The 22,211-nt window shown below is 32.6% G+C and carries 21 protein-coding genes; 7 read left to right on the top strand and 14 right to left on the bottom strand.

What is annotated here, in order from left to right:
• The first annotated feature begins 489 nt into the window (after nt 1-489).
• Complete coding sequence (gene pafA / locus ASF10_RS08255; RefSeq protein WP_056247575.1) at nt 490-2,106, top strand: alkaline phosphatase PafA; 1,617 nt, start codon at nt 490-492, stop codon at nt 2,104-2,106.
• Nucleotides 2,107-2,234: 128 nt separating this feature from the next.
• Here pafA and ald read toward each other — a convergent pair whose 3' ends face one another.
• Nucleotides 2,235-3,353 carry an alanine dehydrogenase gene (ald, locus tag ASF10_RS08250; RefSeq protein ID WP_056247574.1) on the bottom strand — a complete coding sequence of 373 codons (1,119 nt, stop codon included), beginning with the start codon at nt 3,351-3,353 and terminating at the stop codon, nt 2,235-2,237.
• 199 nt (nt 3,354-3,552) lie between these two features.
• Here ald and ASF10_RS08245 point away from each other — a divergent pair, with 199 nt between their 5' ends.
• Nucleotides 3,553-4,011 (top strand): Lrp/AsnC family transcriptional regulator, encoded by a 459-nt coding sequence (locus ASF10_RS08245; protein ID WP_056247573.1) that lies wholly within the window; start codon nt 3,553-3,555, stop codon nt 4,009-4,011.
• 65 nt (nt 4,012-4,076) lie between these two features.
• Here the strand turns inward: ASF10_RS08245 and ASF10_RS08240 are convergent, their stop codons facing one another.
• Nucleotides 4,077-5,525, bottom strand: coding sequence for a glyceraldehyde-3-phosphate dehydrogenase (locus ASF10_RS08240; RefSeq protein WP_056247571.1), 1,449 nt, complete (start codon nt 5,523-5,525; stop codon nt 4,077-4,079).
• A gap of 231 nt (nt 5,526-5,756) precedes the next feature.
• Nucleotides 5,757-7,157 (bottom strand): trypsin-like peptidase domain-containing protein, encoded by a 1,401-nt coding sequence (locus ASF10_RS08235; protein ID WP_056247569.1) that lies wholly within the window; start codon nt 7,155-7,157, stop codon nt 5,757-5,759.
• A gap of 138 nt (nt 7,158-7,295) precedes the next feature.
• Here ASF10_RS08235 and dapF point away from each other — a divergent pair, with 138 nt between their 5' ends.
• The 4 genes from dapF (at nt 7,296) to ASF10_RS08215 (ending at nt 10,964) form a co-directional block, all read left to right on the top strand.
• Nucleotides 7,296-8,078, top strand: a complete 783-nt coding sequence (dapF, locus tag ASF10_RS08230) for a diaminopimelate epimerase (protein WP_056247567.1) — start codon at nt 7,296-7,298, stop codon at nt 8,076-8,078.
• Nucleotides 8,079-8,155: 77 nt separating this feature from the next.
• Entirely contained in the window at nt 8,156-8,689 is a 534-nt protein-coding gene (locus tag ASF10_RS08225) for a GNAT family N-acetyltransferase (protein WP_056247565.1), read from the top strand.
• A gap of 10 nt (nt 8,690-8,699) precedes the next feature.
• Nucleotides 8,700-9,740, top strand: a complete 1,041-nt coding sequence (gene mltG / locus ASF10_RS08220) for an endolytic transglycosylase MltG (protein WP_056247563.1) — start codon at nt 8,700-8,702, stop codon at nt 9,738-9,740.
• Between the two features lie 570 nt (nt 9,741-10,310).
• A complete protein-coding gene (locus tag ASF10_RS08215) occupies nt 10,311-10,964 on the top strand; it encodes a hypothetical protein (protein WP_056247561.1) in 654 nt (217 codons plus the stop codon).
• A gap of 43 nt (nt 10,965-11,007) precedes the next feature.
• On the opposite strand, the gene scpA is transcribed toward ASF10_RS08215, so the two are convergent.
• The 10 genes from scpA to dnaA form a co-directional block, all read right to left on the bottom strand.
• Nucleotides 11,008-13,146 carry a methylmalonyl-CoA mutase gene (gene scpA, locus ASF10_RS08210; protein WP_056247559.1) on the bottom strand — a complete coding sequence of 713 codons (2,139 nt, stop codon included), beginning with the start codon at nt 13,144-13,146 and terminating at the stop codon, nt 11,008-11,010.
• A 17-nt stretch (nt 13,147-13,163) separates the two neighbouring features.
• Nucleotides 13,164-13,364, bottom strand: a complete 201-nt coding sequence (locus ASF10_RS08205; RefSeq protein ID WP_056247556.1) for a hypothetical protein — start codon at nt 13,362-13,364, stop codon at nt 13,164-13,166.
• A gap of 44 nt (nt 13,365-13,408) precedes the next feature.
• Nucleotides 13,409-14,773, bottom strand: coding sequence for a methylmalonyl-CoA mutase subunit beta (locus ASF10_RS08200; RefSeq protein WP_056247554.1), 1,365 nt, complete (start codon nt 14,771-14,773; stop codon nt 13,409-13,411).
• Between the two features lie 23 nt (nt 14,774-14,796).
• Nucleotides 14,797-15,132, bottom strand: a complete 336-nt coding sequence (locus ASF10_RS08195; RefSeq protein WP_056247552.1) for an FtsB family cell division protein — start codon at nt 15,130-15,132, stop codon at nt 14,797-14,799.
• Nucleotides 15,133-15,283: 151 nt separating this feature from the next.
• Entirely contained in the window at nt 15,284-15,892 is a 609-nt protein-coding gene (gene udk / locus ASF10_RS08190) for a uridine kinase (protein ID WP_055095441.1), read from the bottom strand.
• A 254-nt stretch (nt 15,893-16,146) separates the two neighbouring features.
• Nucleotides 16,147-17,028 carry an SDR family oxidoreductase gene (locus ASF10_RS08185; protein ID WP_056247549.1) on the bottom strand — a complete coding sequence of 294 codons (882 nt, stop codon included), beginning with the start codon at nt 17,026-17,028 and terminating at the stop codon, nt 16,147-16,149.
• A gap of 78 nt (nt 17,029-17,106) precedes the next feature.
• On the bottom strand, nt 17,107-18,234 hold the full coding sequence (locus ASF10_RS08180) for a methionine aminotransferase (RefSeq protein WP_056247547.1): 1,128 nt from the start codon (nt 18,232-18,234) through the stop codon (nt 17,107-17,109).
• 53 nt (nt 18,235-18,287) lie between these two features.
• Nucleotides 18,288-19,001, bottom strand: coding sequence for an SAM-dependent methyltransferase (locus ASF10_RS08175; RefSeq protein ID WP_056247545.1), 714 nt, complete (start codon nt 18,999-19,001; stop codon nt 18,288-18,290).
• A gap of 40 nt (nt 19,002-19,041) precedes the next feature.
• Nucleotides 19,042-19,506 (bottom strand): low molecular weight protein-tyrosine-phosphatase, encoded by a 465-nt coding sequence (locus ASF10_RS08170; RefSeq protein WP_056247543.1) that lies wholly within the window; start codon nt 19,504-19,506, stop codon nt 19,042-19,044.
• Nucleotides 19,507-19,513: 7 nt separating this feature from the next.
• Entirely contained in the window at nt 19,514-20,941 is a 1,428-nt protein-coding gene (gene dnaA / locus ASF10_RS08165; RefSeq protein WP_041517015.1) for a chromosomal replication initiator protein DnaA, read from the bottom strand.
• Between the two features lie 187 nt (nt 20,942-21,128).
• Between dnaA and ASF10_RS08160 the strand changes: the two genes are divergently transcribed.
• Complete coding sequence (locus ASF10_RS08160; protein ID WP_056247541.1) at nt 21,129-21,533, top strand: acyl-CoA thioesterase; 405 nt, start codon at nt 21,129-21,131, stop codon at nt 21,531-21,533.
• 31 nt (nt 21,534-21,564) lie between these two features.
• On the opposite strand, the gene ASF10_RS08155 is transcribed toward ASF10_RS08160, so the two are convergent.
• Nucleotides 21,565-22,197, bottom strand: coding sequence for an IMPACT family protein (locus tag ASF10_RS08155; protein ID WP_056247539.1), 633 nt, complete (start codon nt 22,195-22,197; stop codon nt 21,565-21,567).
• Nucleotides 22,198-22,211 lie beyond the last annotated feature (14 nt).

Genomic DNA, 22,211 nt, shown 5'->3' with positions numbered 1-22,211 from the left:
TTAAGCCCGCCTGCGCAGATGGTACTGCAGTTATGTGGGAGAGTATGTCGTCGCCTTTCTTTTTAAAAACCCTGATTCCAAAGAATCAGGGTTTTTTGTTTTAGAATAGTTGATGTTTTTATCCCTTTTTTAGCCCAAATAAATCAATACTAATTTTGATTTAGTCTTATATTTTTAAGAATGTAGACCTAAGTCCTTATATGTGTGAATCAATCTGCAACAAAAATTAAAGATTGGGATTTCTTATATATCTTTTGCTGCAGGAATAAAAGCTATTTACTTTTTTACTTATTACATTTTCTTCAAAAAAACTCTCTTTCAAAATATTTAACAAGTTGTCAAACTTAGGCAAGCGCTAAAATCGATGCTGTGAATAATTTACGGTAACGATTTCTGTTAAATTATAATCAATTTTAGGTTTTAAATTATGGCAGGTTAGCCTATCTAAATGTGAATCTGTATTTTTGTATTAAATATTATAATTTAAATATGAAAAAAAGTATTGTATTGTTGACATTGTTTGTTATCTCAAATTTAAGTGCTCAACAGCGTCCTAAGTTGGTAGTAGGTATTGTAGTAGATCAGATGAAAATGGAATATTTGTATCGGTTTTCAGATGATTTTTCTCCAAATGGATTTAAGAGATTAATGGATAATGGATATACTTTTCAGAATATGCATTATAATTATATGCCAACTTACACGGCTCCAGGACATGCTTCAATTTATACTGGCACAACGCCTGCGACACATGGAATTGTTGGAAATGAGTGGTTCAGTAGAACGCTTGGTAAAGAAATGTACTGTACAGATGATGCTGGAGTAAAAACAGTAGGTGATGGAACTGCTGAGGAAGGTGCTATGTCTCCAAAAAACCTTCAAAGCACTACAATTACTGATGAAGTAAGAATGGCTACTAATTTTGAGGGAAAAGTTATTGGTATGAGCCTTAAAGATCGCGGTGCGATTTTGCCAGCAGGTCATTTTGCAAACTGGGCTTTTTGGTATAGCAAAACAGGTGCGTTTATTTCTAGTACTTTTTATGGTGAAAAATTACCAGAATGGGTTACTCAATTCAATAATGAGAAACATTACATGCCTTATATCAATAAAGGCTGGGATTTGTACAAACCTGCTTCTACTTACAATGAAAGTTTACCAGATAATAATCCCTATGAAGGGAAATTATATGGTAGTGCCGCTCCGGTTTTTCCTTATAATTTAAAATCAATGTATGAAAAGAATGATGCAGGAATTCTTAGAGCTACTCCTTATGGGAATGATTTATTAGCTGAATTTGCTATGAAAGCTATTGAAAAAGAAGAATTAGGCAAAGATAATATTACGGACTTTTTAACGGTTAGTTTTTCATCTACAGATTATGTTGGTCATTTACTAGGGCCTCGTTCTATGGAACTACAAGATACTTATTTAAGATTGGATCAAACTATTGCAGACTTTTTAAACTATTTGGATAAAACAGTAGGAAAGGATAATTATTTGCTTTTCCTGACTGCAGATCATGCTGGTGCTGAAAATGTAATATACTTAAAAGACAGAAAATATAATGTAGATAATTATCCTTCAAAAGATGTTAAAAAGAGTTTGCAGGATTTCTCAACAAAAACATTTGGTGTTGACCTAATTTTAAATTACTCAAATTTTAATATTTTCTTTAATAAACAAATTATCAAGGATAAAGGATTAGAGTTAGTGAAAGTAAAACAAGCTTTTAAAGAATTTTTAATTGCACAACCACAAGTTAAGAAGGTTTATACTGAGGAAGAAATTTTAGCTAATTCGGGAAATGATTATTATTTAAATTTTGTTGCTAAAGGTTATGATGTAACACAAAATGGTGATTTGGTTATCATTGATAAACCAGGAGATATCGAATATTCAATTACAGGTACTTCTCATGGAACACCTTATAGTTATGATACTCATGTTCCGGCTATTTTTTACGGCTGGCATATCAAAAAAGGAGAGTCTTATGATAAAAAAGCAATTACCGAAATTGCTCCAACAATTGCTCAAAAAATTAAAGTTACTTTTCCAAATGGGACTGAAGCAAAAGTATTGCAAGAAGTTTTAGATGAAAAATAGTTTTCTGATTTCTATATAAAATTAAAACCTGTCATATCTATGACAGGTTTTTTTATGAAAAAAAAGACTTTTCAATTAAGAAAAGTCTTTTATAGTCTTTTTAGTAAGCACTTATTTTAATGTTAACACTATGCGTTTGTTAACACTAATTCTTCATTGAAAGGTAAATTCCAAGCTTCTGCAACCCCTTTGTAAAGGATTTTTCCATTTGCAATGTTTAATCCTTTTTTCAATTCTTCATTTTCATTACAAGCTTTTTCCCATCCTTTATTAGCTAATTGCACTGCGTAAGGCAAAGTAGCATTAGTTAAAGCTAAAGTTGATGTATAAGGTACAGCACCTGGCATGTTTGCTACACAATAATGAACAATATCATCAATAATAAAAGTTGGGTTTTCGTGAGTTGTAGGTGTACAAGTTTCGATACATCCGCCTTGGTCAACTGCAACGTCAACAACTACAGTTCCCGGACGCATTAATTTAAGCATATCACGAGTAATCAAGTGAGGTGCTTTTGCTCCTGGAATTAAAACTGCTCCAACAATTAAGTCAGCATCTTTAATTGCTCTTGTAATATTATAATGGTTAGACATTTCTGTATTTACGTTTGCTGGCATGATGTCATCTAATTGACGTAAACGTGGCAAACTTAAATCCATAATGGTTACTTGAGCTCCTAAACCAGCGGCCATTTTTGCAGCCTGAGTTCCAACTATTCCTCCACCTAAAACTAAAACTTTAGCTGGCGGCACGCCCGGAACACCACCTAAAAGAATTCCTCTTCCTTTTAATGGTTTTTCAAGATATTTAGCTCCTTGTTGAATAGCCATACGACCAGCAACTTCAGACATTGGAACTAATAAAGGTAAACTACGATCTGTTTTTTCTACTGTTTCATAAGCTAAACATACAGCACCTTTTTCAAGCATAGCATGAGTTAAAGGTTCTGATGAAGCAAAGTGAAAATATGTAAATAATAATTGGTCCTTTTTGATTAAAGGATATTCAGAAGCGATTGGCTCTTTTACTTTGATAATCATTTCAGCAATAGTATATACTTCTTCAATAGTTGCAAGAACTACTGCACCAGCATCTGCATATTCCTGATCAGCGAAACCACTTCCTAATCCGGCAGTTGCCTGAACATAAACTGTATGTCCGTGTTTTTTCATTTCAGAAACACCTGCAGGAGTTAAAGCTACACGGTTTTCATTATTTTTTATTTCTTTTGGAACACCTATTATCATCTTGTTATGTTTTTTGTTTTTATTGAAATTGTTTTACAAAACTACAGATAGAGAATATATTATGGATTATCCAGTGATAAATAAGAAAATATTATTTTATTTAATACTTTTACAGAAAAATATTCTTTTTAAGCGCTTTTTAGTTTACTGGAAAAGAAAAAATGACTAAATTTTATTAATTATAGAAAACGTTTTCGTTATGGCTTTAGATGAAATTGACAAAAAAATCTTACGACTTTTGCAGGAAAATGCGCACTATACGCTAAAGGATATTGCAAACAAAATAAATTTGTCGTTAACACCTGTTCACGATCGTGTTAAACGCCTTGAAAAAGAAGGTGTTATTGAAAAATATGTTTCTATTTTGAACAAAAAAAAACTCGGGAATAATCTAACGGTTTATTGTCAGGTTACATTAACAAAACAAACTTATGATACATCTGAAGGATTTAACCAATCAATTTTGAATTTACCAGAAGTAGTTGAATGTAATTATGTCTCAGGAAATTTTGATTATATGTTAAAAATTATAATTCCGAATATGGAAAGTTACCATCAGTTTCATCAAAAGAAATTATCTGTATTACCAGAAGTATCTTTGATAAATACTGTTTTTGTAATTTCTGAAGTGAAGAGTACAACAGTTTTACCAATTTAAATTAAAAAAATAAACCACCAAGTAATACTTGATGGTTTAAATAAATAGTTGGTTTTGGTTTTATATTAATAGTAAGTAAAACGTCTTACTTTAGCAATATATTTTGCTAATCTAATTACTTGGTGACTATAACCATATTCATTATCATACCAAATATAAAGGACAATATTTTTTCCGTCTTTGGATACGATTGTGGCATTACTGTCATAAATAGATGGAGCAGATGTGCCAACAATATCAGATGAAACTAATTCGTTATTTAATGAATATTTTATTTGCTCTACTAATTCTCCTTCAAGAGCATATTTTTTCATGATTTTATTAATAGCAGAAATTGAAGTTGCTTTTTTAACTTCTAAATTTAAAACGACTAATGATCCATTTGGTACGGGGACTCTAATCGCATTCGACGTTAATTTTCCTTCTAGCGAAGGTAGTGCTTTTGCTACTGCACTGCCGGCACCTGTTTCTGTTATCACCATATTTAAAGCTGCAGCTCTTCCTCGGCGATATTTTTTATGCATATTATCAACTAAATTCTGATCGTTTGTATAAGCATGTATACTTTCTAAGTGACCTTTTGCAACTCCTAATGTATCTTCAATAGCTTTTAAAACGGGCGTTATTGCATTTGTAGTACAAGAAGCTGCAGAAAAAATATTAATTTCATCCGGATTGTATTCATTATGATTTACACCGTGAACAATATTTGGAACTCCTTTTCCAGGTGCAGTAAGTAAAACTTTACTAACTCCCTGAGAGGTTAAATGTCTTTTTAAGGTTTCTTCAGTAGTAAAAGCTCCGGTATTATCAATAACTAATGCATCATTGATTTCGTATTGCGTATAATCAATTTCTTCAGGAGAATTTGCTGTTATGATATGTACAGTTGTTCCGTTGATGATTAATGCATTATTTTTAGGATCTGCAATTACAGATCCCTGAAAATCGCCATGAATAGAATCATATCTCAAAAGAGAAGCTCGTTTCTCTAAAGTTGATGCGTCATTTTTGTCACGGGTTACAATTGCTCTCAGGCGCAATTGATTTCCTTTTCCGGTTTTAGACATCAATTCGCGGGCTAATATTCTGCCAATTCTTCCAAAACCATATAAAATAACATCTTTTGGTTGAATTTCTTCTGATGATTTGGCCTTTTTCAATTTATCGATTACAAAATATCGGGCATCCGGATATTTTTCATCTTCTAAACGATATTCATAAGTCAGTTTTCCAAGATCTAATTTTGCAGGAGGAAGATCTAATGATAAAACTACTTTTGCGATTTCAACGGAATCAAAAATGGTAATAGGCTTACCTACAAATTCACCTGCATATTGATGCAAATTGATAATATCGCTGACATTTTTATCCAATAACTGATTTTTGAATAAAACCATTTCGATGGATTTGTCATACCATAAATCGCTTATGATTTTTATTAATTCGACACCAGCTCTTCTTCGGTCGACTTGTAATGATACCTCTTTTTGGTACAAAGATTTTTTGCTCATAATTGATTAAATTGAAAAAATAAATACACGAATATTTTTAAATTTTGCGCAAAAGTATCCATTTCAATCGATTTCGTAAACTATTTTGTGATTTATTTTTGAAAATAAAAAAGCCACCTTAATTCGTTAAGATGGCTTTTTATTTAAATTTTTCAGTCGCAGTCTCAGTTTGCAGTTCAAAAAACTGAATACTCTGACTGTAAACTGAGACTGAATACTGAGACTATTTTTTTAGATAATAATTCTAAGAATCTCTCCATTTTTATTGATCATTTCAAGACGTATACTTTGTCCTTCATCTTTTTTGCTTAAAAGTTTAGAAACCGTTTCAAGATTTGTAGCTTTTACATTATCGATGCTAAGAATAATATTTCCTTGTAATTCGTTTTGATATTGCGCCAAATTTTCATTATTGATTGTTCTGATCTTTACACCATAATCAATTCTGAATTTCTTTTTATCGGCAGCATCAATATTTTCTAATTCAATGCCTTTAAATTCCGTACTGAAAAATTCATTTTTACTTAAAGTAACCGGAACTGTTTTAGTTTTTCCTTCTTTAATATAAGTTACTTTTACAACATCATTTGGTCGTTTTGTATTGATATAACCGGAAAGATCAGCATAAGTCGCAATATTTTGATCGTCAAGTTTTACGATAATATCTCCTTTACCAAGACCAGCTTTTTCTGCTCCTGAATTTTTAGACACTTTACTAATGTAAAAACCTTGTGTTTCAGTAATGCCCAATTCTTTTGAGGCAGAACTGTTCAATTCGCCGCCTTCAACACCAAGAATTCCTCTTTGAACATTTCCGAATTCCATAATATCTTCGATAATTTTTCTGGCAATATTAGAAGGAACCGCGAATGAATATCCAACATAAGAACCTGTTATAGACGAAATCATGGTATTAATACCAATTAATTCTCCTCTCGTATTCACTAATGCGCCACCACTATTTCCTGGATTGACAGCAGCATCGGTCTGAATAAAAGACTGAATTCCGTTTGTATCCAGATTTCTGGCTTTCGCCGAAACAATTCCGGCAGTTACTGTCGAAGTTAAATTATATGGATTTCCGACAGCCAAAACCCATTCGCCAATTTTTACAGAATCTGAATTGGCAAAAGCAGTATATGGAAGTTTTTCATTAGCATCAATTTTTAGTAACGCGATATCCATTTTAGAATCGGTACCAATTAATTTTGCTTTATAAGATTTTTTATTATTTAAGGTAATTTCGATTTCTGTAGCGTCTTTAATTACATGATTATTTGTTACAATATATCCATCTTCAGAAATAATAACACCAGATCCGGTACCAACTTGTTCTTGTTGCTGTTGGCCGCCGTAACCATAGAAAAATTCCATCATAGGATTACTAACCGTTCTTCGCGAAACATTTTTTACGTGAACCACAGTATGAATCGTTTTATCTGCAGCTGCTGTAAAATCGACAGTTTCAGCAGATAATGCAACATTCCTTCCGAATGAATTAGGGGCAAGAGTAACAACAGAATTTTGTCTTCCAAAAAAAGAATTGTTGCTTTCAAATAATAACTTGTAAGCACCAAGAGTTGTAGCACCACTAAGTAGTGAAACCAAAAATAAGGTTGAAAGTCTTTTCATGATTATAATTTATATTTAAGTTATTTTAGGTAAAAATAATTCAAAAAATTAACGAATAAAATGGTTTAACTCTCTTTAACATTGATTAACATTTCATTAATTATTTGTTTGTACTTTTGTATTATTAATCAAGAAAAAATGCAAATAGAATTTTATAAATATCAAGGTACAGGAAACGATTTTGTAATGATTGATAACCGTTCAGATTTCTTTCCAAAAGAAGATATTAAATTGATTGAACGTTTGTGTGACAGACGTTTCGGAATTGGAGCAGACGGACTTATTTTATTAGAAAATGATGCCGAAACTGACTTTAGAATGGTGTATTATAATTCAGATGGAAATCAGAGTTCAATGTGCGGAAACGGCGGTCGTTGTTTAGTAGCATTTGCGAACCAATTAGGTGTTATTAAAGACGAAGCTACATTTATTGCAACAGACGGTTTGCATCATGCTTCTGTTGGAGACGATGCGATTATTTCTTTGCAAATGATTGATGTTGACGAAGTACAAAAAAAAGACTCTTATACTTTTTTAAATACCGGTTCTCCGCATCACGTTCAAATTGTTGAAGACTTGGAACATTATAATGTGAAAGATAATGGATCAGCAATTCGTTATGGTGAATTATACGGAGAAAAAGGAAGTAATATTAATTTTGTAAAAAAAGTTGATGATAGTACTTTTTCACTTCGTACATACGAAAGAGGAGTTGAGGATGAAACTTTGGCATGCGGAACTGGCGCAACAGCAGTAGCAATAGCCATGAATGCTATTGGCGAAACAGATAAAACTTCAATTAACTTAAATGTTGAAGGCGGAAAATTAGTCGTTTCATTTGATAAACTAGGAGACCATTTTACAAATGTTTTCCTGACCGGACCTGCAAAATTTGTTTTTAAAGGAACAATAGAAATATAATAAAGATGTCAGTCTGAGCGAAGTCGAAGATAAGTTCCAAAATCTAATATCATCAATCTAATATCTAAAATGGCAAAATGATAACACTCAAAGGAGAAAATATTTATCTGCGTGCATTAGAACCTAATGATTTGGAGTTTGTTTATGCAATGGAAAATGACGAAAACATTTGGGAAGTTAGTAATACACAAACACCTTACAGTAGATTTTTGGTTCGTCAGTATCTTGAAAATGCACAGCAGGATATTTATGAAGCGAAACAATTGCGTTTAGCCATTTGTCAGGATCAGGATTTTCCGGCTATTGGTTTGATAGATTTGTTCGAGTTCGATCCCAAAAATAATAAGGCAGGCGTTGGTATTGTTATTCAGAAAGGAGAAAATAGAAATCAAAAAATTGGATCTGAGGCATTAGAACTTTTAATCAAGTATTCTTTTCATAATTTAAATTTACATCAATTATATGCAAATATTGCTGTAGGAAATGTAGCAAGTATAGCTCTTTTTACTAAATTTGGCTTTGAGAAAATAGGAATTAAAAAAGATTGGATTTTGCTGAATAACCACTATCAAGACGAGGCAATTTTTCAATTAATTAACAAACAAATTTAAACTTTATACTTTGAGCATAAAAAAAATCATCACGTTAGCTGCTGTAGCCGTAATTTCAGTTTTAATGATTTACGGATTTATTTTAATAAGTAAGATATTCAGTGCCAATACTAAATTCGAGGAAAAAGAGCTCTATGTCTACATTCCAACCGATGCAAATTATACAGATGTAAAGAAAATATTAGCTCCCTATATTAAGAATTTTGATAATTTTGAAATGGTAGCGAATAAAAGAAGCTATCCTGAAAATGTAAAATCAGGTCGTTTTTTACTTAAAAAAGACATGAATAATATCGATTTGGTTCGTGCTATGCGCGCCAATATTCCTGTAAAATTAGCTTTTAATAATCAGGAACGTTTAGAGAATTTTGCCGGAAGAATAGGCTCTGAAATCGAAGCTGACAGTTTATCGTTAATGAAAGCTATTAAAGATCCTGCTTTCTTAAAAGAAAACGGATTTAATGAAGAGAATGTTTTTGCGATGTTTATTCCTAATACATATGAGATTTATTGGAATACGTCTGCTGAGAAATTCCGTGATAAAATGATTAAGGAATATCATAATTTCTGGACTCCGGAAAGAATCGAAAAAGCAAAGAAACAAGGTTTGACTCCGGTCCAGGCTACAATTTTAGCTTCAATTGTACATAAAGAGTCGGTTAAAAAAGACGAAAGACCTCGTATCGCTGGTGTATATTTAAATCGTTTACGTTTAGAAATGCCTCTACAAGCAGATCCAACGGTTATTTATGCTTTAAAGTTGAGAGACAATAATTTTGATCAGGTTATCAAAAGAGTTTTTTATAATGATTTGGTTATGAGATCTCCATATAATACTTATGTAAATATAGGACTTCCTCCAGGACCAATTGCAATGCCTGATATTACAGCTGTCGATGCAGTTTTAAATCCTGAAAAACACGATTATATTTATTTCTGTGCCAGTATAGATCGTTTTGGCTATCATGAATTTGCTTCTACATACGAACAACATACCATTAATGCAAAGAAATATTCAGACTGGATCGCTAGTCAGGGTGTGACAAGATAATTGCATTTGATTATTATAAGAATAAAAACCGAAGCATTAAGCTTCGGTTTTTTTTATGGTGTTTATTCAAATTGAATTTATTTGAAAAAAAATATTTTTTAAAATTTCCGAATGATAATTTTCATAGGATACTTTTTGATTTTTAATTCTCATTTTAAAAATATAGTTGAGAAAATACAGATTAATAATTTCTATTTGCTTATTCATAAAAATGAAAATTTAGAGAAGTTTCATATTTTAGTTTACATAAATTTAATGAAATAACCAAATTAAAATGATGTAAATTATGTTTAAAAATCTTTGCTATTTGGTAGGTTTAATCTTTCTATTTTAACAAATTTGCTAAAAAAATGATAAAAATGACATTTTTTAGATTTAAATTTTAGACTTTTTACAACCAAATCCAAGTACCGGTTTATCACTTGAAATCTGCGTCAATAAAGGGATTATTGGCTATAGTTGTATTTTTTAAAATACGTAAAATACTGATTATCAGGATTATTTAGTATTTGTTATCTTTGCACCGTAGAAATTTCAAAGGGGTGACAGCGATTTGAAGAAAAACAATTTATGATAAAGAAGTGGTATTTTTATGCGAGTTTGATCGTTATTATTACATTTTTGAGTTTGGGTTTTAAACCCTTTAATCTAGAAACCAAACCTTGGTTTTTAATAGAAAAAACAGATGGATCCGAATACTTATTTCCATCTAAAGAAGAGGATGATTATCCTGTAGAAAAAAAGGTAAATGTCGTATTTACAGAAAAACGCCTTATAAGTTTCAAAGAAGCAGTTGCTTTTAAAGAATCACAAGGAAAATATCGTTTGGTAAATTCGTTAGGTTATATGGGAAAATACCAATTTGGTTCTAAAGCTCTCAGAGCTGTTGGTGTTCACAATAACAAAGCCTTTTTAAAAGATCCTGCATTACAAGAAAAAGCATTTATTGCATTGCTATCCAAAAACAAATGGATATTGCGCAATGAAATTGAAAAGTATGAAGGGAAAATTATTAGTGGTGTTGAAATTACAGAATCTGGAATTTTAGCAGCGGCACATCTTGGAGGAGCTGGTTCAGTAAAGAACTTTTTTAAAAATAGAGGAAACAGGCATTTTAGAGATGCTTACGGAACTTCTTTAAAAAGTTACATGAAAGCTTTTGCAGGTTATGATCTTTCTCGTATTGAGGCTGATAGTGATGCTACAATACACGATCAAATTTAGAATTAGCATAAAAAAAATCCCGAATTATTTCGGGATTTTTTTTTTAATCAATTAAGATTTCTAAGATTTTAATGGCCGCTTCGCTGATTTTAGTTCCTGGACCAAAAACCGCTATTGCTCCTGCATCAAATAGAAATTGGTAGTCTTGTGCCGGAATTACTCCGCCTACAATAACCATTATATCTTCACGACCGTGTTTTTTGAGTTCTTCGATAACCTGAGGAACTAATGTTTTATGACCAGCGGCTAGTGATGAAACACCAAGAATGTGCACGTCATTTTCAACTGCTTGTTTAGCAGCTTCTGCCGGAGTTTGAAATAAAGGACCTATATCTACATCAAAACCTACATCAGCATAACCGGTAGCAACTACTTTTGCACCACGATCATGACCATCCTGTCCCATTTTGGCAATCATAATTCTAGGACGTCTACCTTCTTGTTTGGCAAAGGCATCAGCTAATTGTTTTGCCTTTTCAAAATTCTCGTCGTTTTTTATTGCTGCACTATACACACCGCTAAAGGATTTAATTTGCGCTTTATACCTTCCAAAAATACTTTCCAGAGCATCGCTAATCTCACCTAATGTTGCTCTGTTTCGAGCGGCTTCAATTGCTATTTCTAATAAGTTTCCTTGTCCGGTTTTTGCACAAAGTATTAATTTTTCGAGTGATTGGTTTACTTTTTCAGTATTTCTTGTTGCTTTTATTTCTTCAAGTCTTTCTACTTGTTGCTTACGAACCATTTGATTGTCAACATCCAAAATATGTAACGGATCTTCCTTTTCTAAACGATATTGGTTTACACCTACAATAATATCTTGTCCGCTGTCGATTCTGGCTTGTTTTCTGGCTGCTGCTTCTTCGATTCTTAGTTTCGGGATTCCTGCTTCAATGGCTTTTGTCATTCCGCCTAATTCTTCTACTTCTTCAATAAGTTTCCAGGTACTTTTCAGGATTTCATTTGTCAGGCTTTCAACATAATAACTTCCTCCCCAAGGATCAACTGTTTTGGTAATTTTAGTTTCTTCCTGTAAAAAAATCTGTGTATTACGGGCAATCCTTGCCGAAAAATCTGTTGGTAATGCGATCGCTTCGTCTAAAGCATTGGTATGCAAAGACTGCGTTCCTCCAAAAGCTGCCGCTGTAGCTTCGATACATGTTCTGGCTACATTATTAAAAGGATCTTGTTCTGTTAAACTCCATCCGCTGGTTTGACAATGTGTTCTTAAAGCTAATGATTTATCACTTTTCGGATTAAATTGCTGCACTAATTTTGCCCAAATCATACGACCTGCACGCATTTTAGCAATCTCCATAAAATGATTCATTCCAATTGCCCAAAAGAATGAAAGGCGAGGAGCAAACTCATCGATAGTCATTCCGGTAGAAAGTCCGGTTCGAATATATTCTAAACCATCGGCAAGCGTATAGGCCAATTCAATATCGGCTGTTGCTCCGGCTTCCTGCATATGATAACCTGAAATAGAAATAGAGTTGAATTTAGGCATCTTCTTGCTCGTAAATTCAAAAATATCTGCAATGATTTTCATCGAAGGCGTTGGCGGATAGATATAGGTATTACGAACCATAAATTCTTTTAGAATATCATTTTGGATCGTCCCTGATAATTTTCCGATTGTTACACCTTGTTCTTCTGCTGCAACGATATAAAAGGCCATAATAGGTAAAACTGCTCCGTTCATCGTCATTGAAACTGACATTTCGTCTAACGGAATCTGGTCAAACAAAACCTTCATGTCTTCGACAGAATCGATAGCAACTCCGGCTTTACCAACATCGCCAACCACTCTTTCATGATCTGAGTCGTAACCACGATGTGTAGGTAAATCAAAAGCTATGGAAAGTCCTTTTTGTCCTGCGGCAAGATTTCTTCTGTAAAAGGCATTGCTTTCTTCTGCGGTAGAAAATCCTGCATACTGGCGAATCGTCCAAGGGCGTCTTACGTACATAGTAGCGTACGGACCGCGTAAATTAGGCGCAAAACCTGCTCCAAAATCAAGAAACTCTAAGTCTTCGATATCTTTTTCAGAATAAGTTTCTTTGAGCTCGATTCCTTCTGCGGTAAAAAAGTTCTCAGATTTTAAATGTTGATCTTTAGAATCAGTATTTAACGTCTCACTTTTAACATCTAACTTTATATGTTTAAGGTCTTTTCTCAATTGTAAAAAAATGGTGTTTAGAATATATTTAAATCATTTTCAATCTCGTTTAAAAAATCCTCAATATCATCAGCCTTATTTGGATCTTTTAAAAATTTTTCTGTTCTTTTTCTAACTTCATCAATTTGCCATTTTGGAATTTCAATTTCACCATTTTTAACAGGTAAATGAGCTATAGAATCATTTTCAACGGATAATATTTTTTTAATCGCTTCCATTATTATTTTGGTTTAAATTCAAATTTGATAATGTGAAATCAATATTATTCAAGTTCTAAACGTTCTTGTTCCAGTTTCTCGGCTAATCTTTTTTCGATTATAGGCGTAATTAATGTTTTTCTTGGTTTTATTTTTACAAAAGGAAATAGTTCGAGATCGTGTTTCATTTTGTCGTCTTTGTTAGGATATTTATTTGTTCCTAATAAAACTTCTTTTTTAGAATCGAATAATTCCTGTTCTTTTGCGGCACTTTCCTGGATTTTCTTTTTGATAGTTCCTTCATTCAAAAGTTTAAGAAAACCTCCGCTTGCTTCAATATCTTTGAATAAAGCCAGACTTTTTTCTGCCAATTGCATGGTTAAACTTTCTATGTAATAACTTCCATCAGCTGGATTGTTTACTTTATCAAAATAGCTTTCGTGTTTTAGAACTAATAATTGATTGCGGGCAATTCGATCGCCAAATTCGTTGTCTTTATGATACAAAGAATCATACGGTAAATTGGCCACAGCATCTGCACCGCCCAAAATGGCCGACATACATTCGGTTGTTGTGCGAAGCATATTTACGTTGTAATCGTAAATTGTTTTATTGCGTTTGGTTGGCGTAACTAAAAAATGACATTCTAGATCAGGATTGTATTCTGAAGCAATTAATTTGAAAAGCATTCGCAAAGCGCGAAGCTTTGCAATTTCAAAAAAATAATTTGTTCCTACTGATATTTGAAATACAAAAGGTTGTGTAATACTTGGTAGACGATTTAAATATTCGTTTGCGTGTGCTAAACTATACGCAATTTGTTGGGTAAGATTAGCGCCTGCATTTTGATACAAACCTAAATCGATACTTATTAAGGAAAGATTGGTGGTTGCTTTTGCTATTTTTTCAATCGTTTCGAAATTATTTTTATCAGATGTTGTAAACCAGTTTCCTTCTCTTGCAAAGTGACCAATAGGATCGATATTGCAATAAAAAACAGCTTTTTTCTGAATCGAAATAGTATCTAATATTTTTACGAAATCGATTGAAATAAAATTCAAATTAAAGTAAACGGTTCTGTTTTCTAAAGGAAGAGTTTCTAATAATTTTTGAATGTCTATTTTTTCGTTTTCGATGGTAAAACGCAAACTTTCTGCACCTCTTTCGATAGTATTCAAGGCTCTTTGAATCGATTTTTCGATATCGTATACAAAGATGTTTTGACAAATTTTAAAATTTGATGCTTCAGTTTTAACCAAAGCAGCTTTAGAAAATTCGTCACTATGATAAAAAGGTTTTACCTGAATATCTTCTGGAGAATTCCAGATTACGGTCTCGTTATAATCAGCTCCGTCTAATTCAAACTGAATTTTTTGTTTCCATTGTTTGGATGAAATCGGATTAAAATCGTCGAATAGGGTAGTAGCCATTGGGTTTGTTTACTTTTTTCTGATTATTCTTTTGTGTCTTGAATAGTATCTCCTTCAAATTGAATGATATAAATATCTTCGCTGTCTTTTTTCATGAAATACTTTTCGCGGGCATATTTTTCTATTTGTTCAGGATTTTTAAGTTGTTTGATCTGTTCCTGATCTTTTTTTATTTCTTCCTGATAATATTTTTTATTGTCTTGTAATTCGTTAATCTGTCCGTCAAGAAAACGATGATCAAAATAAGAGTAATTGTCTAAAAATAACATCCATACTACGAAAAAGAGTAAAACCCAAACGTATTTATTGCTCAGTAATTTGAACCAGCGCTTGCCTTTATATGGATTTTTTATTTTCATTTTCTCTTTAACTGATTACTTCTTGTAAATTCGGTTGGTGTTCTAGCCCCGATAGAGCGATATCCTTTTTATGGTTTTTTCTACCATAAAAAGATAAAGGCGAAAGCGGGATATAGCTCCTAATTTTTATGGAATAAATTTACGATAAAAATTATGAAATTCGTTGATTAATTACTGCACGAACTACATCAATAGCTACAGTATTGTATTTATCATTAGGAATAATAATATCTGCAAAAGCTTTTGATGGCTCGATAAATTGCTCATGCATAGGTTTTAATGTGTTTTGGTAACGGGTTAAAACCTCGTCGATATCACGTCCGCGTTCAGAAATATCACGTTTTAAACGACGAATTAATCTTTCGTCAGAATCAGCATGAACGTAAACTTTAACATCAAACAGATCACGAAGTTCAGGATTTGTCAGGATTAAAATACCTTCAACAATCATAACTTTTCTAGGATGTGTTGATACTGTGTCATCAGTTCTGTTGTGTTGTATGAATGAATACACGGGCTGATCGATGGTTTCTCCTTCTTTTAAAGCTTTTAGATGCTTTACCAATAACTCAAAATCGATCGCACGGGGATGATCAAAATTGATTAATGCTCTTTCGTCGAACGACAAATTATGGGTTTCTTTATAGTATGAATCCTGAGAAATTACGCCAACTTCAGTGTCCGGTAATTCATTCATGATTTGGTGTACTACTGTTGTTTTTCCACTTCCTGTTCCTCCTGCAATTCCAATAATGAGCATATGTTTTTTGTTTGATATTTGTTTGGCAAAAATAATAATTTAAGTGAATTGTGTAAATATATTAACGAATTAAACCATATAAGTGATATAAGTAAATTTAAGCAAACATATATTTAAACAATTTATTACTTCATTGAACTTATATCACTTATATGGTGAAAAATATAAAAAAAATCCCGAAAGTATAACTCTCGGGATTTAGTGCAATCAGTATAGTTTTAATAAAATATTCTGAATTTAGTAAGCACGTAAAATTATTTATTCTTTTTTGCTTTTATCATCATTTCAAGCTGATCCCAAAGTTCTTCCGGAATTGCTTCAAGTAAATTAAATTGTCCTGCGCCTTTCAGCCATTCGCCACCATCAATCGTGATAACATCTCCATTTACATAAGCTGAAAAATCAGATACTAAATAAGCGGCTAAATTTGCTAATTCCTGATGATCGCCTACACGTTTCAACGGAACTTTTTTCGCCATATCAAATTTTTCGGCAAGATCTCCCGGCAATAATCTGTCCCAGGCACCTTTTGTAGGGAATGGTCCCGGAGCGATCGCATTAGAACGAATCCCGTATTTTGCCCATTCTACAGCTAAACTTCTTGTCATGGCAAGAACTCCCGCTTTTGCAGTAGCACTTGGCACTACATAAGCCGATCCTGTCCAGGCATAAGTAGTCACGATATTTAATATAGTAGCTGATGTTTGTTTGGTGTCGATCCAGTGTTTTCCAAAAGCAAGAGTACAGTTTTTAGAACCTTTTAATACGATATCTATAACAGTATCAAATGCATTTGCAGATAAACGTTCGGTTGGAGAAATGAAATTTCCGGCTGCATTGTTCAAAAGAACATCTACTTTGCCAAAAGTTTTTAAAACTTCCTGAAGCATGTTTTCTACTTCTTCATAATGACGAACATCACATTGAAGCGGTAAACATTTTCCACCGGTTTCAGTTTCAAGTTCAGTTGCAGTATTTTTTAGCTTATCTAAATCTCTTGAAGTAATCGCTACCTGAGCGCCTAATTCTAAGAAATATTTAGTCATTGCTTTTCCTAAACCGCTTCCTCCGCCTGTAACTACAATGACCTTACCTTTTAAAGCGTCATCTCTCAACATTTTATCTGTATAGCTCATATTATTTTTCTTTTTATTACAATATTAATTAAATAAATAGGATGCACGCATAATAATGTTATAAAATTTTGATAAACTTTATATATTACACAATTTTTTTGCTGCTGATTCTAAAGTAAAATCATCTTTGGCAAAACAAAAACGTATTAATTTTTGGTCTTTATTATCTGAATAAAAGGTAGAAATAGGGATTGCGGCAACGCCATGATCTGTAATTAATTTTTTGCAAAAGCTAACATCATCATCGTTTGAAATGTTGGCATAGGATGCTACTTGAAAATATGTTCCTTCACAGGGTTTTAATTCAAAACGGCTATTTTGAAGTAGCTTCTGGAAATAATCTCGTTTTTCCTGATAGAATTTTCCTAAAAGATTGACATCAACAACATCTAAATATTCACTTATTGCGGCTTGAGAAATACTGTTGACACTGAAAACCAGAAATTGATGTACTTTTTTAATTTCTTTCATCAAATATTCCGGCGCAACCGTATAACCAATTTTCCAGCCTGTAATATGAAATGATTTTCCAAAGGAAGAAACCATTATACAACGATCTAAAAGAAAGCTTTTGGTGTGTGCAGAAATATGTTTTTCTTCAAAAGTAATGTATTCATAAACTTCATCAGATAAAACAATAATGTCAGGAAATTTAGAAAGTAATTTTTCAAGTTGAAGAAAATCAGCCTCAGTTAAAATTTTTCCAGTTGGATTGTGCGGATTATTGATGATAATCATCTTCGTTTTTGAAGAACTCGCTTTTTCAATCGTTTCCCAATTTGGAGTGTAATCGTCATTTAATGCTACGCGAACTGGTTTTGCGTTGCACAATAAAACAGGAGATTCATATGAATCATAACTTGGATCCAGAATAAGAACTTCGTCTCCAGTTTTTACCAAAGCCAAAATCGAAGTAAAAATTCCCTGAGTTGCTCCGGCTGTAACTAAAAGTTCTGAATCGGGATTAATTGTTCTGTTGTATGAACTCTGAATTAATTTTGCAATCTGATTCATCAAGGGCGGAAAACCTGCCATTGGAGTATATTGGTGAACATTTTCTTTGGATAATCTAGCTATAATATCGGTTAGCCTTTCGTCTACAGGAAAGTTAGGAAATCCCTGCGAAAGATTAATCGCATTATATTCGGTTGCCATTTTAGACATTACCGTAAAAATACTTGTGGTTATATTTGGAAGTTTACTCATGAGAAAGTTTAATTAGAAAAACTTGTGAGTACAATATAAGATAATTTTTACGATTACATTTTATGGATAATAAAAATCGTAGGTCGATTATGTAAATCAACTTTCAATTTTTTCCAATCTGCAATACGCATTGTTTTAATGAATTCTGTTGGTAAGGTAATATCAGTTGCGATACAAAGATGTGTAGAAGGGTTTACGATTTGCAAAATATCTTCAACAAGTTTGTTGTTTCTATAAGGAGTTTCTATAAAAATCTGAGATTGATTTTTATCCTGAGATAATTTCTCAAAATGTTTTAAAGCTGATTTTTTCTCGTCTTTATCAATGGGCAAATATCCGTTGAAGGTAAAACTTTGGCCGTTCATTCCAGAAGCCATCATGGCTAATAAAATAGAAGAAGGCCCAACCAATGGTACAACCTGAATTCCTTTTTCGTGTGCCAATTTCACAATTACAGCTCCGGGATCAGCAACGCCTGGACAGCCTGCTTCGCTCATTAAACCTACATTTTTCCCTTCTAATAATGGTTTAATAAAGTCTAAATGTTCGCTTGGTTCGGTACGTTTATTAAGCGTGAAAAGTATAAGTTCCGATTGTTTCTTTTCTGGTGAAACCGCTTTTATAGATTTTCTGGCTGTTTTTTCATTTTCAACAATATAATGATCTATAAAATCGATACTTCTTTTTACTGTTTGTGGTAAAACATCCATAGGATCGCTTTCGCCCATTGTAGTTGGAATTAAGTATAGTTTTCCTAGAAGTTTCATGTGCGGTTTTTTATATTGTTTTAAAAAAAAAAATAAAAAGCTATGAATGTTTTTCGATAAGCTTTTTTGCAATTATATCCGTTACTTCATTCAGCATTTGATATACAGTATCAAAACCATTAGCAACACCAAAGTAAGGATCCGGAACATCTACATTTTCGTCCGGAAAAAGTTCATTCAGTATAAGTTGAACTTTGTTTTTATGTTCGGGAGTTTTTGCAAGATTAATTACATCTCTGTAATTCGAACTATCCATTACATAGATATAATCAAATTCGTCGAAGTCAGCAGGTTTAAATTGTCTGCCTCTTTGAGTATCTATACAGAGTCCGTTTTTTTTGGCAACAGCAATAGATCTTTTATCCGGCGAATGACCTACGTGCCAAGATCCGGTTCCTGCAGAATCAACTATAAAGTTATTAGGTAATTTTGATGCTAAAATACCTTCGGCTAAAGGTGATCTACAAATATTTCCCAAGCAAACCATTAAGATTTTTACTGGCATGATGCGTTTATAGCGTTAATTTTTTGTTGATGTCTTCGACAAATTTTTTGAATTGTTTGTCTGTAGAAACTAAATTATCAACTGTTTTACAAGCATGTAAAACGGTAGCATGATCACGATCTCCAATTTGTGAACCAATGTTTGCTAAAGAAGCTTTTGTAAATTTCTTCGCAAAAAACATGGCCAATTGCCTCGCCTGAACCACGTGCCTTTTTCTTGTTTTAGACTGAAGTGTTTCAATGTCTAACTGAAAATAATCAGACACGATTTTTTGAATATAATCGATAGAGATTTCTCTCTTTACATTTTTAACAAATTTCTCTACAACGCTTTTAGCTAATTCAATCGTAACCTCTTTTTTGTTGAAAGAAGATTGTGCGATTAGCGAAATAATTGCGCCTTCAAGTTCTCTAACATTAGATTTAATGTTACGGGCAACGTATTCAATAATATCTTCCGGCATTTCGACACCATCACGATATAAAATGTTTTTTAAGATCGAAATTCTGGTTTCGTAATCCGGCTGATGTAACTCAGCAGATAATCCCCATTTAAAACGAGATAATAAACGTTGTTCGATATCCTGCATATCAACAGGAGCTTTATCCGAAGTTAAAATTACTTGTTTACCGTTTTGGTGCAAGTAGTTAAAAATATGGAAAAATACATCCTGAGTTCCTGATTTTCCAGATAAAAACTGAACATCATCAATAATCAAAACGTCGATTAATTGGTAAAAATGAATGAAATCATTACGATTATTCTTTTTAACCGAATCAATATATTGTTGTGTGAAAATTTCGGCAGAAATATATAAAACCGTCTTTTCAGGATATTTATCTTTTACTTCAACTCCAATAGCGTGAGCTAAGTGTGTTTTTCCCAAACCAACTCCACCAAAAATCAATAAAGGATTAAAGGATGTTCCTCCGGGTTTGTTGGCAACAGCCATACCTGCAGAACGGGCTAAACGGTTTGAATCTCCTTCTAAGAAATTATCAAAACTGTAATTGGCATTTAATTGCGATTCAATTTTAAGATTTCTAATTCCGGGAATTACAAAAGGATTTTTAAGCTCAGGATTTAAGTTTTTAAACGGAGCATCAACCTCTTGCGGTTTCATTGGCACTCTGTTGGCACTTGGCAACTGTTCGGTAAACGGTTGTTTATTGCCATAAGTGTTCTCCATTTTAATTTTATAGAGTAACTTTGCGTTTTTTCCTAGTTCTTTGGTAAGTGCAACTTTTAATAATTTAACGTAATGTTCCTCTAGCCATTCGTAGAAGAATTTACTTGGTACTTGAATATATAACGCGTTGTCGGTTAGCTCAACTGATTTGATTGGTTCAAACCAAGTTTTATAGGCTTGATCTTGAATATTGTCTTTTATAAAGGACAAACAGTTTTCCCATACCGATTGAGCAGTTTTAGTCATAGATTCAGATAAATTTTTTTATTATTGATAAAGATTCTCCTAATAAAAAAGGAGCAATTTTATTCCGTATTTCGGGATAACAAATATGTGAACAAATTTCTGTAAAAAAAAATATTTTGGACTCTAATTTTATAAAAAAATGTTGTAAGTGAACTTTTGGAAGCTAATTTTTTTTAATATATAAATAATGAAAAATCATCAAACGCAAGTGCGTGTTCGTTACTCAGAAACAGACCAAATGGGGGTTGTTTATCACGGAAATTATGTTCCTTATTTTGAGATAGGACGAGTGGAATGGCTTAGAAATAAAGGGATTTCGTATAAAAGTATGGAAGAAAGCGGAATTGGATTGCCGATTGTCTCCATGCAAATAAATTACAAAAAATCGGCACGCTACGATGAGCTTCTTACTATTCATACTGCTTTCAAAAGTCAGTCGTCTGTCAAGATTGAATTTGACTGTGAGATTTATAACGAAGCGAATGAGTTATTAACAACTGCCACTTTTATTTTAGTATTTATTTCGTTAAAAACAGGTCGCCCAACTGCCCCTCCGGATTATATTTTAGAATTGTTTAAAACGCTTGTCTAATTGTTAAAATGAGATAGGTTTTTGTACCAAATTATATAATTTTAATGTCGATTTCGAACATTAAATCAAAAATGTCGAATACAGATTCGGCATTTTTTTTACGCGTTTTTGTTCTGATTTTGCCAATTGGCAAACCGGAATCTTCATTGATTTCCATTTCCTGAGAACTGATTTCCAGCTTTTTTTCTTTAATAACACGCATTACTTTATTCATGTTTTTATAGTCAAAAGAGATTAAAAAATGAACATCGATTGTTTTTTCGATCACCTCACAAACTTCAAGAGTCATTTGTGCTGTAGTTTTATAAGCAGCAATTAACCCGCCGACACCTAATTTTATTCCTCCAAAAATCCGAACGACAATTACAAGAACGTTGGTAAGCCCAAAAGATTGTATTTGACCATAAATTGGTGCTCCAGCCGTATTACTTGGCTCGCCATCATCATTTGCACGATAGGAGATTTTTGGAGCTGTTCCTAATTGGTAAGCGTAACAAAAATGTACTGCATGCGGATGTTGTTTTTTTAAGTTTTCGATAATAGGTTTTACTTCATCTTCATTTTCGATAGGAAAAGCATAGCCAAAGAATTTGCTGCCTTTTTCTTTTAAAAGCATTTCCTCAGATTCAAAAGCAATTGTTTTATAAGTATCGTCGTATTCCAAAAGTTGATTTGTAA

Origin of the sequence: Flavobacterium sp. Leaf82, assembly GCF_001422725.1 — a bacterium.
In the GTDB taxonomy this organism is placed as follows: Bacteria; Bacteroidota; Bacteroidia; order Flavobacteriales; family Flavobacteriaceae; genus Flavobacterium.
The sequence above is the reverse complement of the archived record's forward strand: the minus strand, read 5'-3'. Positions and strand labels throughout refer to the sequence as shown.

Coding starts and splice junctions, on each gene's coding strand:
- ASF10_RS08200 (WP_056247554.1), bottom strand. CDS start 14,773: ATGGCTACTACCCTATTCGACGATTTTAATCCGATTTCATCCAAACAA.
- ASF10_RS08215 (WP_056247561.1), top strand. CDS start 10,311: ATGATAAAGAAGTGGTATTTTTATGCGAGTTTGATCGTTATTATTACA.
- dapF (WP_056247567.1), top strand. CDS start 7,296: ATGCAAATAGAATTTTATAAATATCAAGGTACAGGAAACGATTTTGTA.
- pafA (WP_056247575.1), top strand. CDS start 490: ATGAAAAAAAGTATTGTATTGTTGACATTGTTTGTTATCTCAAATTTA.
- ASF10_RS08180 (WP_056247547.1), bottom strand. CDS start 18,234: ATGAGTAAACTTCCAAATATAACCACAAGTATTTTTACGGTAATGTCT.
- ASF10_RS08185 (WP_056247549.1), bottom strand. CDS start 17,028: ATGAGCTATACAGATAAAATGTTGAGAGATGACGCTTTAAAAGGTAAG.
- ASF10_RS08195 (WP_056247552.1), bottom strand. CDS start 15,132: ATGAAAATAAAAAATCCATATAAAGGCAAGCGCTGGTTCAAATTACTG.
- ASF10_RS08225 (WP_056247565.1), top strand. CDS start 8,156: ATGATAACACTCAAAGGAGAAAATATTTATCTGCGTGCATTAGAACCT.
- ald (WP_056247574.1), bottom strand. CDS start 3,353: ATGATAATAGGTGTTCCAAAAGAAATAAAAAATAATGAAAACCGTGTA.
- ASF10_RS08235 (WP_056247569.1), bottom strand. CDS start 7,157: ATGAAAAGACTTTCAACCTTATTTTTGGTTTCACTACTTAGTGGTGCT.
- ASF10_RS08175 (WP_056247545.1), bottom strand. CDS start 19,001: ATGAAACTTCTAGGAAAACTATACTTAATTCCAACTACAATGGGCGAA.
- ASF10_RS08160 (WP_056247541.1), top strand. CDS start 21,129: ATGAAAAATCATCAAACGCAAGTGCGTGTTCGTTACTCAGAAACAGAC.
- ASF10_RS08205 (WP_056247556.1), bottom strand. CDS start 13,364: ATGGAAGCGATTAAAAAAATATTATCCGTTGAAAATGATTCTATAGCT.
- ASF10_RS08240 (WP_056247571.1), bottom strand. CDS start 5,525: ATGAGCAAAAAATCTTTGTACCAAAAAGAGGTATCATTACAAGTCGAC.
- dnaA (WP_041517015.1), bottom strand. CDS start 20,941: ATGACTAAAACTGCTCAATCGGTATGGGAAAACTGTTTGTCCTTTATA.
- udk (WP_055095441.1), bottom strand. CDS start 15,892: ATGCTCATTATTGGAATTGCAGGAGGAACAGGAAGTGGAAAAACAACA.
- ASF10_RS08170 (WP_056247543.1), bottom strand. CDS start 19,506: ATGCCAGTAAAAATCTTAATGGTTTGCTTGGGAAATATTTGTAGATCA.
- ASF10_RS08245 (WP_056247573.1), top strand. CDS start 3,553: ATGGCTTTAGATGAAATTGACAAAAAAATCTTACGACTTTTGCAGGAA.